This window comes from Prosthecodimorpha staleyi, from assembly GCF_018729455.1.
GTDB lineage: Bacteria > Pseudomonadota > Alphaproteobacteria > Rhizobiales > Ancalomicrobiaceae > Prosthecodimorpha > Prosthecodimorpha staleyi.
Genome location: NZ_JAHHZF010000004.1, coordinates 96343 through 110462 on the forward strand (window position 1 = coordinate 96343; position 14120 = coordinate 110462).

At 70.1% G+C, this 14120-nt stretch carries 13 protein-coding genes; 11 read left to right on the forward strand and 2 right to left on the reverse strand.

Translation table 11 applies throughout. From position 1 onward, the window contains the following. The first annotated feature begins 103 nt into the window (after positions 1-103). The 6 genes from KL771_RS08820 to KL771_RS08845 all read left to right on the forward strand — a co-directional run bounded on the left by KL771_RS08820 (position 104) and on the right by KL771_RS08845 (position 7346). Entirely contained in the window at positions 104-1060 is a 957-nt protein-coding gene (locus tag KL771_RS08820; protein ID WP_261968182.1) for an ABC transporter permease, read from the forward strand. Between the two features lie 4 nt (positions 1061-1064). Then, positions 1065-1946, forward strand: coding sequence for an ABC transporter permease (locus KL771_RS08825; protein ID WP_261968183.1), 882 nt, complete (start codon positions 1065-1067; stop codon positions 1944-1946). Next, on the forward strand, positions 1943-3073 hold the full coding sequence (locus KL771_RS08830) for an ABC transporter ATP-binding protein (RefSeq protein WP_261968184.1): 1131 nt from the start codon (positions 1943-1945) through the stop codon (positions 3071-3073). Before KL771_RS08825 ends, KL771_RS08830 begins: the two co-directional genes overlap by 4 nt. Next, a complete protein-coding gene (locus KL771_RS08835) occupies positions 3070-4032 on the forward strand; it encodes an ABC transporter ATP-binding protein (protein WP_261968185.1) in 963 nt (320 codons plus the stop codon). The genes KL771_RS08830 and KL771_RS08835 overlap by 4 nt, the downstream gene beginning before the upstream one ends. 201 nt (positions 4033-4233) lie before the next feature. After that, positions 4234-5646 (forward strand): pyruvate kinase, encoded by a 1413-nt coding sequence (gene pyk / locus KL771_RS08840; protein ID WP_261968186.1) that lies wholly within the window; start codon positions 4234-4236, stop codon positions 5644-5646. Positions 5647-6134: 488 nt separating this feature from the next. Then, positions 6135-7346, forward strand: a complete 1212-nt coding sequence (locus tag KL771_RS08845) for an extracellular solute-binding protein (RefSeq protein WP_261968187.1) — start codon at positions 6135-6137, stop codon at positions 7344-7346. A 93-nt stretch (positions 7347-7439) separates the two neighbouring features. Here KL771_RS08845 and KL771_RS08850 read toward each other — a convergent pair whose 3' ends face one another. Continuing rightward, entirely contained in the window at positions 7440-8378 is a 939-nt protein-coding gene (locus KL771_RS08850) for a polyprenyl synthetase family protein (RefSeq protein ID WP_390866568.1), read from the reverse strand. A gap of 83 nt (positions 8379-8461) precedes the next feature. On the opposite strand from KL771_RS08850, the gene mtgA reads away from it, so the two are divergent. The 4 genes from mtgA to KL771_RS08870 all read left to right on the forward strand — a co-directional run bounded on the left by mtgA (position 8462) and on the right by KL771_RS08870 (position 11807). After that, positions 8462-9142, forward strand: coding sequence for a monofunctional biosynthetic peptidoglycan transglycosylase (gene mtgA / locus KL771_RS08855; RefSeq protein WP_261968188.1), 681 nt, complete (start codon positions 8462-8464; stop codon positions 9140-9142). A 204-nt stretch (positions 9143-9346) separates the two neighbouring features. Beyond that, positions 9347-9532 (forward strand): 50S ribosomal protein L32, encoded by a 186-nt coding sequence (rpmF, locus tag KL771_RS08860; RefSeq protein ID WP_054359841.1) that lies wholly within the window; start codon positions 9347-9349, stop codon positions 9530-9532. 124 nt (positions 9533-9656) lie between these two features. Beyond that, the gene (locus KL771_RS08865) at positions 9657-10076 is read left to right on the forward strand and encodes a hypothetical protein (RefSeq protein ID WP_261968189.1); all 420 of its coding nucleotides are present in this window, start codon (positions 9657-9659) and stop codon (positions 10074-10076) included. A 141-nt stretch (positions 10077-10217) separates the two neighbouring features. Continuing rightward, positions 10218-11807, forward strand: a complete 1590-nt coding sequence (locus KL771_RS08870) for a gamma-glutamyltransferase family protein (protein WP_261968190.1) — start codon at positions 10218-10220, stop codon at positions 11805-11807. 65 nt (positions 11808-11872) lie between these two features. Here the strand turns inward: KL771_RS08870 and KL771_RS08875 are convergent, their stop codons facing one another. Continuing rightward, positions 11873-12211 carry a hypothetical protein gene (locus tag KL771_RS08875; RefSeq protein ID WP_261968191.1) on the reverse strand — a complete coding sequence of 113 codons (339 nt, stop codon included), beginning with the start codon at positions 12209-12211 and terminating at the stop codon, positions 11873-11875. 221 nt (positions 12212-12432) lie between these two features. Between KL771_RS08875 and KL771_RS08880 the strand changes: the two genes are divergently transcribed. Further along, positions 12433-14118: an EAL domain-containing protein gene (locus tag KL771_RS08880; protein WP_261968192.1), complete on the forward strand. Its 1686-nt coding sequence runs from the start codon at positions 12433-12435 to the stop codon at positions 14116-14118. The last annotated feature ends 2 nt before the right edge of the window (positions 14119-14120 follow it).

The following is a 14120-nucleotide window of genomic DNA, read 5'->3' on the forward strand; positions in this document are numbered from 1 at the left end:
CGGGCGCCGACTGGGTCTCTCGCCGCCTTCCGACCGGGTCCCGGCACCCGGCGGCCCCGCAACACCCCCCTCTCAAGGCCAACGGCCCCGGAGCTTCCGACGCATGCTGTCCTATGTGCTGAAGCGCATGCTCCTGATCCTGCCGGTGGCGCTGGGGGTCAGCGTGGTCTGCTTCCTGCTCGTGCATCTGTCGCCGGGCGACCCGCTGACCGCCATCCTGCCGACCGACGCCTCGGCGGAGACCCAGGCCGAGATGCGCAAGCTCTACGGCTTCGACCAGCCGCTGCCGGTCCAGTTCGTCCTCTGGCTTGGCCGGGTGCTGACCGGCGATCTCGGCATCTCGATCGCCACCGGCCGCCCGGTCGCCGCCGAGGTCGGCCGCGCGGTGGTCAATTCGGTCATCCTGGCGGCGGCCGCGACCCTGATCGGCTTCTTCTTCGGCTCCCTGTTCGGTTTCGTCGCCGGCTATTTCCGCAACAGCTGGATCGACAAGCTGGCCAGCTTCCTGGCGGTGATCGGCGTCAGCGTGCCGCACTACTGGCTCGGCATGGTGCTGGTGATCATCTTCTCGGTGCAGTTCAATCTGCTGCCGGCGACCGGCGGCGGCCCGAACGGCTCGTCCGACACGCGCAGCCTCGACTGGGAGTATCTGCGCTTCCTGATCCTGCCGGCCGTGACCATGTCGGTGATCCCGATGGGCATCATCGCGCGCACGCTCCGCGCCCTCGTCGCCGAGATCCTGAGCCAGGAATTCGTCCAGGGCCTGACCGCCAAGGGCCTGCTCGACCGCGGCGTCTTCGCCCATGTGGTCAAGAATGCCGCTCCGACCGCCTTTGCGGTGATGGGCCTGCAGCTCGGCTACCTGCTCGGCGGCTCGATCCTGATCGAGACCGTGTTCGCCTGGCCGGGCACCGGCTTCCTGCTCAACACCGCCATCTTCCAGCGCGACCTGCCCTTGCTCCAGGGCACCATCCTGGTGCTGGCCATGTTCTTCGTGGTCCTGAACCTCGTCGTCGATGTCGCCCAGGCGGCGGTCGATCCGCGTGTGAAGAGGAGCTGAGGCCGTGGTGTCGCTCTCGCCCGCCGTGCCGACCGTGGTCGCCCGCTCGCCCGGCTACTGGAGCGGCGTCTTCACCCGCCTCAGCCGCGACAAGCTCGCCATGGCGGCGCTGGCGATCCTGGTGCTGATCGTCCTGATGGCGATCCTCGCGCCCTATCTGGCGCCGGCCGACCCCGCCAAGGCGACCATGCTGCGCCGTCTGAAGCCGATCGGCACGCCCGGCTATCCGCTCGGCGGCGACGAGCTCGGCCGCGACATGCTCTCGCGCCTGATCTACGGCTCGCGCCTGTCGCTGATCATGGGCGTCACGCCGGTCCCGGTCGCCTTCGTCATCGGCACCATCCTGGGGGTCACCGCCGGCTATGCGGGCGGCTTCCTCAACACCGTGATCATGCGCACGGCCGACATCTTTTTCGCCTTCCCGTCGGTCCTGCTCGCCGTGGCGCTGTCCGGCGCGCTCGGCGCGGGCCTTCTGAACGCGCTGGTCGCGCTGACCATCGTGTTCATCCCGCCGGTTACCCGCATCGCCGAGGCCGTCACCACGCAGGTCCGAAGTCTCGACTATGTCGAGGCGGCCCGGACGAGCGGCGCCGGCGCCGCCAAGATCATCCGCATCCATGTCCTGCCCAACGTGCTCGGCCCGGTCTTCGTCTATGCGACCAGCCTGATCTCGGTCTCGATGATCCTCGCCGCCGGCCTGTCCTTCCTCGGCCTCGGCGTGCGTCCGCCGGAAGCCGAATGGGGCCTGATGCTGAACACGCTCCGCACCGCGATCTACACCCAGCCGATGGTCGCCGCCCTGCCGGGCATCATGATCTTCATCACCTCGATCTCCTTCAACACGCTTTCCGACGGATTGCGCTCCGCCATGGACGTAAAGGCATGACCGGACCTGTCCCGCCGGTCTCCACCCGCAACGCCGAATCGGTCTGGCCGCCGGACGTCTGGCGCGCCCCGAAGAAGACCGTGCTCGACCCGCGCGACCGCGGCGGCCCGGCCCAGCCGCTGCTCTCCGTCACCGGCCTCGTCAAGCATTTCAAGGTCGGCGGCTCGCCCTTCGGCGACGGCACCGTGGTGCGCGCCGTCGACGGCGTCGATTTCGACCTGATCAAGGGCGAAACGCTCGGCATCGTCGGCGAGTCCGGCTGCGGCAAGTCGACGACCGCGCGGCTGCTGATGCAGTTGATGCCGCCCGATGCCGGCCGGCTGGTCTTCGACGGCGAGGAACTCGGCGGCGCGCTCAGCCTGACCGAGTACCGCCGCCAGGTGCAGATGGTCTTCCAGGACAGCTACGCCTCGCTCAATCCACGCCTGACCATCGAGGATTCGATCGCCTTCGGGCCTCAGGTGCATGGCCTGCCGGCGCGCCAGGCGATCTCGCGCGCCCACGACCTGCTCGCCCGCGTCGGCCTGGAGCCGGCGCGTTTCGCCGGCCGCTTCCCGCACGAGTTGTCCGGCGGCCAGCGCCAGCGCATCAACATCGCCCGCGCGCTGGCGATGAATCCGCGCCTCGTCATCCTCGACGAGGCCGTCTCGGCGCTCGACAAGTCGGTCGAGGCGCAGGTGCTGAACCTGCTCATGGACCTGAAGCAGGAGTTCAACCTCACCTACATCTTCATCTCGCACGACCTGAACGTCGTCCGCTTCATGGTCGACCGCGTGCTGGTCATGTATCTCGGCAAGGTCGCCGAGCTCGGCGGCCGCGACGCGGTGTTCGGCCAGCCCGCCCATCCCTACACGGCCGCCCTGCTCGCCTCGATGCCGAGCATGGATCCCGACCATCGCGTCGAGCGGCCGCCGCTGACCGGCGATCCGCCGAACCCGATCAACCCGCCGCCGGGCTGCCGCTTCCACCCGCGCTGTTCGGTCGCCGAGGCGGTCTGCTCGGCCACCGAACCGGCGATGGCCGCGACCGGGACCGACCGGGCCGGTGCCCGCCACGCCGCCGCCTGCCTGATGCGCGCCGCCGGCTCCGGCCATTCCCGCGCTCCCGCCCTGGCGGTGTCCGCATGACCCCGATGATCGACATCCGCAACCTGAGCGTCACCTTCACCGGCCGCGGCAAGCCGGTCCGCGCGGTCGACGACGTGAGCCTCTCGGTCGCCCCGGGCGAGGTGGTCGCATTGCTCGGCGAATCCGGTTCCGGCAAGAGCGTCACACTGCGCTCTCTGCTGCGGCTGCATCCGAAGACCCGGTCGCGCATGGAGGGCACGATCCGCGTCGACGGCGAGGATGTGCTCGCCCTGTCGCCGCGCGCACTCGCCGACTATCGCGGCCGCAAGGTCTCGATGATCTTCCAGGATCCCGGCCTCGCCATGGACCCGGTCTATACGGTCGGCCGCCAGATCGTCGAGACGATCCGCCGCCACGAGAGCGTATCGACGGCGGAGGCCGAGGCGCGCGCACTGGCCCTCTTCAGGAAGGTCAGCATCCCGGCGCCGGAGAGGCGTCTCGCCGCCTATCCGAGTTCGATGTCCGGCGGCATGCGCCAGCGGGCCATGATCGCCCTGGCGCTCGCCTGCAATCCGAAGGTCCTGCTCGCCGACGAGCCGACCACGGCGCTCGACGCCACCGTGCAGATCCAGATCCTCCTGCTCTTGCGCGACCTGCAGCGCGAACTCGGCCTGTCGGTGATCTTCGTCACCCACGATATCGGCGTCGCCGTCGAGGTCGCCGACCGGGTCGCGGTCATGTATGCGGGGCGCATCGTCGAGGAGGGCAAGGTGGCGGACGTGGTCCGGACGCCGCGACACCCCTATACGCGCGGTCTGCTGGCCGCCCGCGTCGAGCATGCCGTGCCGGGCTCCCGGCTCGAGACCATCCCGGGTGCGCCGCCCGATCTCGCCGAACTCCCGGCCGGCTGCGCCTTCCGGGATCGCTGCGTCGTCGCCGAGACCCGTTGCGCCGCCGAGCGTCCGGCCTTCGTCCAGCGCAGTCCGACCCGCGGCGACGCCTGTCTGCTCGCCGGTTGATCATCGCCGCGGCCCGCTGAAATCTGCAAGCTCTGCCGGAAGAGGTTTTCCTTTCTCTCCTGCTGTGTCATGACGACGCGGCGGACGGGAGCGAAGCTCTCGTCGCGACCGACCGCCCGTCAGAGGCGGCGACAAGGCGGGACCGCGCCGGCGGACGGCTGTCGGCGGAGCGTGCCGCTCGCAAGACGAGGAGAGACCGGCATGCTGCGCAACCGCCGCGCCAAGATCGTCGCGACGCTCGGACCGGCGTCGTCCGAACCGGAAATGATCGAGAAGCTGTTTCGCGCCGGGGTCGACGTGTTCCGGCTGAATTTCAGCCATGGCAGCCACGAAGACCATCGGCGCCGCTACGACGCCATCCGCCGGCTCGAGGAGCAGGCCCGTCACCCGATCGCCATCCTGCAGGACCTGCAGGGCCCGAAGATCCGCCTCGGCACCCTGCCGGACGGCAAGGTCCGGCTCGAGACCGGCGCCCGCATCCGCTTCGTCCTCGACAGGACCTCGACCGATCCGACCCGGCTGCCGCTGCCGCATCCGGAGGTCTTCGAGGGCATGCTGCCCGGCCACAAGCTGCTCATCGACGACGGCAAGGTGCGTCTCGTCGCCCATGGCTGCGGCCACGACTTCATCGATGCCGAGGTGGTCACGGGCGGCGTGGTCTCCGACCGCAAGGGCGTCAACCTGCCCGACACCCTGCTGCAGCTGTCGCCGATCACCGCGAAGGACCGCGAGGACCTCGCCTTCGGGCTCGAACTCGGCGTCGACTGGGTCGCCTTCTCGTTCGTGCAGCGCCCGTCCGACCTGATGGAGGCGCACCAGCTGATCGGCGGCCGTGCCGGCGTGATGGCCAAGATCGAGAAGCCGCGCGCGCTCGGCGAGATCGAGGACATCCTCCGGCTGGCCGATGCCATCATGGTCGCCCGCGGCGATCTCGGCGTGGAGATCCCGCCCGAGGAGGTGCCCGGCGCCCAGAAGGACCTCGTCCGCCTGTGCCGGCTGGCCGGCAAGCCGGTGATCATCGCCACCCAGATGCTGGAAAGCATGATCCAGGCGCCGGCCCCGACCCGCGCCGAGGCCTCCGACGTGGCGACCGCCATCTATGACGGCGCCGATGCGGTGATGCTCTCCGCCGAAAGCGCCTCCGGCCAGTATCCGCTCGAGGCCGTCGCCACCATGGACCGGATCGTGGCCCATACCGAGCGCCACAAGTCATACCCTCCGATCATCGAGGCGCTGCACCCTTCCGTCGAGCCGCTCGCCCAGCATGCGGTCTCCGCCGCCGCCGCCGAAGTCGCCAGGACGATCGGCGCCGCCGGCGTGGTCGCCTTCACGTCGAGCGGCACCACGGCCGCCCGCATCGCCCGTCAGCGCACCGGCGTGCCGATCCTGGCGATCACCCCCAACCTGCACACCGCGCGCCGGCTGGCCTTGCTGTGGGGCGCCTACAATGTCCGTTCCGACGACGTGACCAGCTATTCCCAGATGGTCGAGGAGGCGGTCGCGCAGGTCCGGGCCCATAACTTCGCGCAGGCCGGGCAGAGCGTCGTGGTGGTCGCCGGCGTGCCCTTCGGAGCCGCCGGATCGACCAACAACCTGCGCGTCGTGACGGTCTGACCGACCGTTCCGCCGCTGCCCGCAGGCATGACTTTTCGGAATGCCCGGACCGACGTCCGGGCATTTTCTTTCGGCCACCGCACCGCGCCTGTTCCGACTCACCCGGCAGTGCACCCGACGCCGCGGCAGGTCTAATCGTTTCAAAGGCTCGATAACGCTTGAGCCTTGAATGAAAGTTTCTGAAGCCCCCCTTCAATCCGTTTTAGCCCTGACGCACGAATGTTGCCGGCATGGCGCTCCCTCCGCAATCTTACTGCGGCTTAAATCGGTTCGCGCCCAATCAAGAATGCTGCGGTGCGACATCTCGACATATCGGTGCGGTGATTTGATCTTTGTCACGGATTTGACAGTGGCGCGGCGCTGAATACTGTTCCGCCAACCAAGGCCTGAGCGCCCGCAACAAAAAGACCTGATCGTACGGAAACGTTCAGACAGGGTCGGCTCCGACCGCACAAGGGCGCGCGATCCGCGCCATCAGGAGAAGACCGATGTCCCGCATTGCCACCGCCGTTCTGCCTGCCCTCGCCCTTCTGGCCGGCACGGGTGCCGCGCTGGCGGAGCCCGTCTCCGCCCATGCCAATCTCGACCGCACCCATTTCCGCCAGGCCGTGCTGCCGGCGCTGAAGCCCGGTGTCGCGCTGACCGTCTATGCCGACGAGGCGCGCTTCTCGCGCCTGTTCGCCGAGGTCGTCGCGCCGCGCTTCGCCCGCTCGCACGGCATGGTCGTCCGCTTTGTCGTGAAGCCGTCCGACGTGATCATCGCCGAGTTGGCCAATGCTCGCGATGCCGGCGTGCCGGCGCCGGCCGACCTCGTCCTGCTCGGCGAGCGCGACCAGCGCCGCCTGATCGCCGCCGGCCTCGACGCCGGCCTGGATCTGGTCGGCCTGCTGCCGAACGCCCGCGACATCGGCTGGACCGGGGCGACGGTGGCCGACGCCAGCCATACCGGCGGCGCGACGGTGCCGTTCCATGTCGCCCGCCAGGTCGTCGCCTACGATTCCAACGCCGTGAAGCCGGACCAGATCGCCGATCTCGCCGGTCTCGCCAACTATGCCTCGGTCAATCCTGGCCGCCTGGGCTACGCCCGTCCGAGCGAGAGCGGCGCTCGCGCCTCCTTCGCCGAGACCGCCACCATCGCGCTGGCGAGCCCGGTCTGCCTGTCGCGCATCTACGACACCGAAATGACGCCCGGCGCAGCGGCCGACTATGCCAACGGCGCCTGTGGGGTGCCGGCGGTCAACTATTTCCGCAGTCTGCGCCTGCATGCCTCGGTCACCCGCACCCCGGCCGAGGTCCTGCTGCGGCTCGCCCGCGGCGACGTGAAGGTCGCGGTCACCGGCCAGGACGACATCGCCGAGGCGGCTGCGCGCGGCGCCCTGCCGGCGTCGATCCGGGTCACCACCATTCCCGGCCAGGTCGCCGAAACGGTCGGTCTTGCGGTCGCCGGCGGCACGCCCAATGCCGGCGCCGCGCTAGCGCTCGCCGACGACCTGATGTCGGCTGCCGTCCAGCAGGCCAAGCTCGACCGCTTCGGCTCGGCCTCAGCGCGGCCCGGCATCGTCCCGTCCTCCGCCATGGCCGCCTGGTTCGCGACCCCGGTCGCGGCCGACCCGACGGTCCGCAACCGCCCGGTCTCGACGTTGGCGACCGCGATGCAGCGTCGCCTCGCCGCCGAGGTCGCGGAATTCGCCGCGCGCTGACCGCACTCTTTGTTTCGGGCTCCTCCCAAGCCCTAGACTGCCCCGGCGGGTCTCTCGCCGGGGCTTTTTCTTGGACCCGGCGCGGGCCGAAACTCAGCGGTCGCGAAAGGCGATGAAACGGGCCGCCTCGACCAGCACGGCGGCGCGATCGCCGAAGGGACCGAGCCGGTCGACCGCTTCGTCGACGATCGCCGCCAGGCGCGTCCGCATGGCGTCGACGCCGTGCAGGCCGACCAGCGTGGCCTTGCCGCGGGCTGCGTCCTTGCCGGTTGCCTTGCCGGCGGTCTCCGTGGACGCCTCAACGTCGAGCAGGTCGTCGGCGATCTGGAAGGCACGGCCGATCAGCGTGCCGTAGGTCGACAGGGCCGCCATCTCGGCCGGCCCGGCCCGCCCGATCAGGGCCCCGGCCTCGACCGAGGCGGCAATCAGGGCGCCGGTCTTCATCGCCTGAAGCCGCTGGATGCGTTCGGCCGAGAGCGCCAGCGGGCGGCCCTCCGGGGTCCAGCGCCCCTCGGCCGCGAGATCCAGCACCTGTCCGCCGACCATGCCGCCGAGCCCGGAGGCCCGCGCCAGACGCAGCACGAGCCCGGCACGCACATCCGCCGAGACATCCGTCGCCGGGTCGGCCATCACGTCGAAGGCGAGCGTCAGCAGCGCGTCGCCGACCAGGATCGCGGTGGCCTGGTCGTAGGCGCGATGCACCGTCGGCCGGCCGCGGCGCAGGTCGTCGTCGTCCATGGCCGGCAGGTCGTCATGGACCAGGCTGTAGCCATGCACCATCTCGAAGGCTGCCCCGGCGCGGACGGCCCCCATGCCTTCCGCACCGAACAGACGGGCGGTCTCGATCAGCAGGAACGGGCGCAGGCGCTTGCCGCCGCCGAGCACCGCATAGCGCATCGCCTCCAGGAGACGCACCGGCCGCTCCAGTTCGCCGGCCAGCGATTCGCGCCCGAGCAGGCCGTCCAGCATGGTTTCGACGGCCGCGGCGGTCTGCGCCAGGGCGTCTTCGAAGGCGGTCTTGGCACGAGTCAAGGCGGCGGGCTCGCTCTGGGGTGGACGGACAGGCTTGGCTATCCGAAAATCGCCGCGCTTTGAAGTCGAACGCGGGAGAAGACGTGCCGTCCGCTGTCCGGAAGACGCTCCTCGTCGCGGCCGCCGTGCTCGCCGCGCTCGTTCTGGTCCCCGTCAGCCTGACGGTCGCCTACCGGTGGATCGACCCGGTCTCCACTCTGATGCTGGCCGACCGGCTGCTCGGCCGCCCGGTCGACCGCCGCTGGGTGCCGCTGGAACGCATTGCCCCGAGCCTGATCCGGGCCGTCGTGGCGAGCGAGGATGCCCGCTTCTGCAGCCATGCCGGCATCGACTGGGCCGCCATCGATCTTGCCATGGCCAAGGCGGAGCGGTCCGGACGCCGGCCGCGCGGCGTCTCGACCATCACCATGCAGGTGGCCAAGAACCTGTTCCTGTGGCCGCAGCGCTCCTATCTGCGCAAGATCGTCGAGGCCCCGCTCGCGCTGTGGATCGACCTCGTCCTGCCCAAGCGCCGTATCCTGGAGATCTATCTCAACATCGCCGAATGGGGTCCGGGAACCTACGGCGCGGAGGCCGGCACGCGGCGCGCCTTCGGCAAGTCCGCCGACAGCCTCGGCCCGCGCGAGGCGGCGATCCTGGCGACCTCGTTGCCGAACCCGATCCTCAGGGACCCGCGCCACCCCGGCCGCGGCCAGCTCGGCCTCGTCTATCGGCTCGAACGGCGGGCCGCCGGTCCGGACGGCAGCGTTCCCTGCGTCTTATGAGCCGGTGCCCGACGCCGTCTCACAAAAAAGTCGCTGCGGACTGGTCAAGCCGGCACGAGTTCTGTATAAGGCCGCCCATTCCACCGAATTCGACCGCCTCGGCCCCGGGCGACACCATCCGGGTCGAGCGGTTTTCGACCAGGTGCCAGTATCCTCGGCAGGAAGACGGTAAGGTCGTCCGCCGTTCTGACCGGAGTTTCGACGATGGCCGTACCCAAGAGAAAAACGTCGCGCATGAAGCGCGGATTCCGTCGCTCGGCCGACGCCCTCAAGGCGCCGACCTATACCGAGGACAAGGACTCGGGCGAACTGCGCCGCCCCCATCACATCGACCTGAAGACGGGGATGTACCGGGGCAAGCAGGTCCTGGAGCCGAAGGCGGACGCCTGATCGGCGCCGATGCGCCGCGGTTTCACCGAACGGAAAGTGCGAAGGCCGGCTCCCGCCGGCCTTTGTTTTTTCGCGAACCCCGTGCATAGGTGGTGGCTGGTCAGGTCAATCACGGACTATGCACATGCTGCTCGCCATTCCCTTCACGATTATTCCGCTGATCGTCTACAATCTGACGGGCCTCGGCCTGCTCGGTGGCTATTCCGATGCCAATTGGGAACATGCCATCCTGTCGATCACCATGGTCTCGGGGACCGAGTTCAAGCTGACGGTCGGCGCCCTGATGGTCCTCGCCGGTCTCGTCTTCCTGTTCGTCGAGATCCTGAAGGCGACCCATACCAGCTCGAACTCGATCTTCGACCATGCCGCCTCAATGGCCGTCTTCGTGGTCTATCTGATCGAGTTCATCGCGGTGTCCTACTGCGCCACCTGGGTGTTCTTCATCCTGCTGACCATTTCGCTGATCGACGTGATCGGCGGCTTCTCGATCACGATCCGCGGCGCCCGGCGCGACTTCGGCTACGAGCGAACCGACCAGCTCTGATCGGTCCCGCGATCCGGCGCGCCGGCCCACCCCCGGGCGGCGCGCCGAAGCGCCCTGCCGGCCCGGCAGCCCGCCGAGACCGAAGACCCGCCGAGACCGGCATCCAGCCGGCCGCTTTTCCGTGATCGAGCCGAGGCGCCCTTGCGCAATTTCCATCATCCGGGCCGTTCCACCGTCCATGCCGGCCGCGGCATGGCCGCCACCTCGCATCCGCTGGCAACCGGCGCCGCACTCGATTGCCTGAAGGCCGGCGGCAACGCGGTCGATGCCGCCGTCACCGCCGCGGCCGTTCTGGCCGTGGTCGAGCCGCACATGACCGGCATCGGCGGCGACTGCTTCGCGATCGTGGCGAAACCGGGAGAAGCGCTCGCCGGGGTCAACGGATCCGGGCGCGCCGCAGCCGCGGCCTCGACCGACTGGTACCTGGAGCGCGGCTTCACCGAAATCGGGGCCACCAGCCCGCATGCGGTCACGGTGCCGGGAACGATCGCCGCCTGGGCCCATCTGCTCGACCGGTTCGGCCGCTTCGGCCTCGACCGCTGCCTGGCGCCGGCGATCGAATTCGCCGACGACGGCTTCGCGGTGGCGCCGCGCGTCGGCCACGACTGGGCCGGCTTCATCGAGAAACTGGCTGCCGATCCGGGCGCCAGCCTGCACTATCTCCCCGGCGGGCAACCCCCGGCCATCGGCGACCGCGTCCGCCTGCCGGCGCTGGCGCGCACGCTCAGGGCGGTCGCGGCCGGCGGCGCCAAGGCCTTCTACGAGGGCGAAGCCGCCGCCGAGATCGTCGCCACGCTGGCGGCCCGAGGGGGCCTTCTGACGCTGGACGATTTCGCCCGTGCCGAGGCGACGCCGGTGGTGCCGGTCGTCTCCGCCTATCGCGATCTCGAAATCGCCGAACTGCCGCCGAACGGCCAGGGCATCACCGCCCTGATCATGCTCAACATCCTGAAGCGGTTCGATCTCGCCGGACTCGACCCGAACGGGCCGGAGCGCCTGCATCTGGAGATCGAGGCCTCCCGCCTCGCCTATGCCTGCCGGGACGCCTTCATCGCCGACCCGGCCGCCATGCGGGTGCCGGTCGACACGCTGATCTCCGACGGCTACGGCGCCGGCCTTGCCGACCGGATCGACCGCCAGCACCGCCTTGCGGACGTGACGCCGGAGCGCATCCCGGAGGCCGACACGGTCTATCTGTCGATCGTCGACCGCGACCGGATGGCGGTCTCCTTCATCAACTCGATCTATGACGGGTTCGGCGTCGGCATCTGCACCGAGAAGACCGGCGTGATGCTGCAGAATCGCGGCTCCGCCTTCCGCATCGCACCCGGCCATCCGAACACGATCGGCCCGGCCAAACGGCCGATGCACACCATCATCCCCGGCTTCGCGTTGCAGCACAGCCGGCCCGTGATGCCCTTCGGTGTCATGGGCGGCGCGTATCAGGCCTGCGGCCACGCCCATTTCATCAGCAATGTCGTGGATTTCGGTTTCGATCTGCAGGAAGCCCTCGACGCCCCGCGCCTGTTCTGGCGCGACGGCGGCGCTGTGGTGGAAGCCGAGGCGGGCATTGCCGACGCGACCGTCGCCGGCCTGACCGCCAAGGGCCACACGGTCGAACGCCGCCCGGCTGCGCTCGGCGGCGGTCAGGCCGTGATGATCGACTGGGAGCGCGACCTGCTGATCGGCGCATCCGATCCGCGCAAGGACGGCTGCGCGCTCGGCTATTGACGGATCCGCCGAAAACCGCGGTCCGGTGAAAGGGCCTGCCCGTCACGCAGAACGGGCCTGCCCGGTCAGGCAGAACGGGCCAGCATGGTGCCGGCCGGCAGTCTTTCCGTGCGGCGCATCGCCTCGCCATAGGCCCGGTTCGCCGCTTCCGTGCCGGCCCGGCGGTCCGGACCTGCGCCCGCCGCAGTATCGCGGCCGGACAGGATCTGCGCGACGATCGGGGCAAACAGGCGGCCGGGCGGCAGGCGCGGATCGGGTTCGGGGGTAGCCGGATGACGTGACGGCCGGCCTCGGTCTTCGGACCGGCGGTCGCCGGCCGGATCGCCGACACGGGCCACGGGCACCAGGGCGCGACCCGCATTCGGGTTCGCCGCCATGATGCTCGGGCCAGCTTCGATCCGCATCCGCCTCACCGACGATCATCCGTCCCATTTCGGGACGAACGATCAACCTTTCGGTAACACATAGGCAAGAGCGGTGCCGATGGGGAGGGGCCCACAGGCAACTTGCGGCCGCGACCGTCCGGCTTAAACGGAATTTCGACGATCCTGGAGGACACTGCGCGCCGCCGGATCTCGCGGGGGGGACCGGCGGACCTGGTGTCGATCCCCGATCAGAGGCGGACTTGGCAACGAAACCCGCGGAAATCCGCCCAACGAGCGCTCGCGATATTCTCCTGACGGTGCGTGCCGCCGTCTACGAGTGGACGCTTCGCACCGACGCGCTCGTCTGGGGAGCCAATGCCGCCGACGTCCTCGGTCTGCCCGGCTTCGACCGGATCGCGACCGGTTCGCGCTTCGACGCCCTGCTCGATCCCGAGACACCGGAGGGCCGCGCCGACGCGATCAGGGCGACGGCGAATACCGACGGCGGGCAAGGTGTCCCGTATCGGGCCACATACCGGCTGCGCCTCAACGGGCCGGATTCGCCCGCGCTCGCCATCGAGGATGTCGGCCGATGGTTTGCCGATGCGCGCGGCCGCCCCGAGCGCGCCCAGGGCCTGATCCGCGTTCTCGACCAAAGCTGCGCGGAGGCCGCCAAGGAAACGGTGGGATCGCGCTACGACGTGCTGACCGGACAGCTCGAGCGCAGCCAGTTCCTCGCGGCCGTCCAGGCCGCCCTGCCGGCCATGGGGCGCGGGCGCAAGCCGGCCGCCTTCCTGATCGCCGCCATCGACGGACTCGCCGAACTCAACGAAACCTTCGGCAGCGAGATCGGCGACCGCATGATCGCCGAGGCGGCACACCGCATCCGCGCAGAATTGCGGGCCGGCGACCTGATCGGCCGCCTGTCGGGAAACCGGTTCGGCCTTCTGATCATGGACTGCAACGACAAGGCCCTCACGGTCGTCGGCGAGCGTTTCGCGGCTGCGGTACGGCGATCCCTGGTCGACACGCGATCCGGTCCGCTCGGTCTGTCCGTCTCGCTCGGCGGCCTGTGCATCGCCAAGCGGGATACCGACCTGGAGGCGATCGTCACCGCCGCGGAACGCGCCCTGGCCGCCGGCCGCGAACGACGCCCCGGCGGGTTCCAGGCCGGCAGCCTGTCGGAGGCCGGTCACGCTTCCGCGGGCGATCTGGAGCTCGCCCGCAGCCTCGGCACCGCGCTGGCCGCCGGAACGGTCGGCTATCTCTACCAGCCTTGCCGGGAGGCCGGCGGTCGCCGCATCCTGTCCTACCGCCTGGTCTGCAGCGCCGACCCCGATCCGGAGCGGATCGCCCGGGTCGCTGCCACCACCGGTCTCTCCGCCGCGCTCGACCTCAGCGCGCTGAACCGCGCCGTCGTCGATCTGGCGGCCGAACCGTCCCTTCGGCTCTCCATCCAGGCGATGCCGGAGGTTCTCTGCGACAGCCGCTGGACGGCCGTCATCCGCAAGCGCCTCGCGCGCAGGCCCGACATGGCCGGCCGCCTGACGATCGAACTGCCCGGCCGGGCCCTGACCCAGTTGGCGGACACGGTCCGCGAGGCGATCGCCGAAGTGCGCGGGCTGGGGATCCGGATCGCGGCGACCGATTTCGGCAGGGGTCCGATCGATCTGGCCGAACTGCGCCGCCTGGCCCCGGACAGCATCGAACTGGCCGGCGAACTGGTCGCGCAGTCGGCCGAGGACGGCGCGACCGGCCTTCTCGCGGCGCTGGCCGCCATGGTCCGCTCGCTCGGCGCGGAGCTGACCGGCGACGCCGTTGCGGATGCCGCCGCCGCCATCCGCCTGCGCGCCCTGGGTGCCTCCCGCATGACCGGCCCCTTCGCCGGACCGGGCGTCGCCGACCGACCGTCGCCCGCGCCCGATCCCCTGTCGGTGCCGGCCTGAAC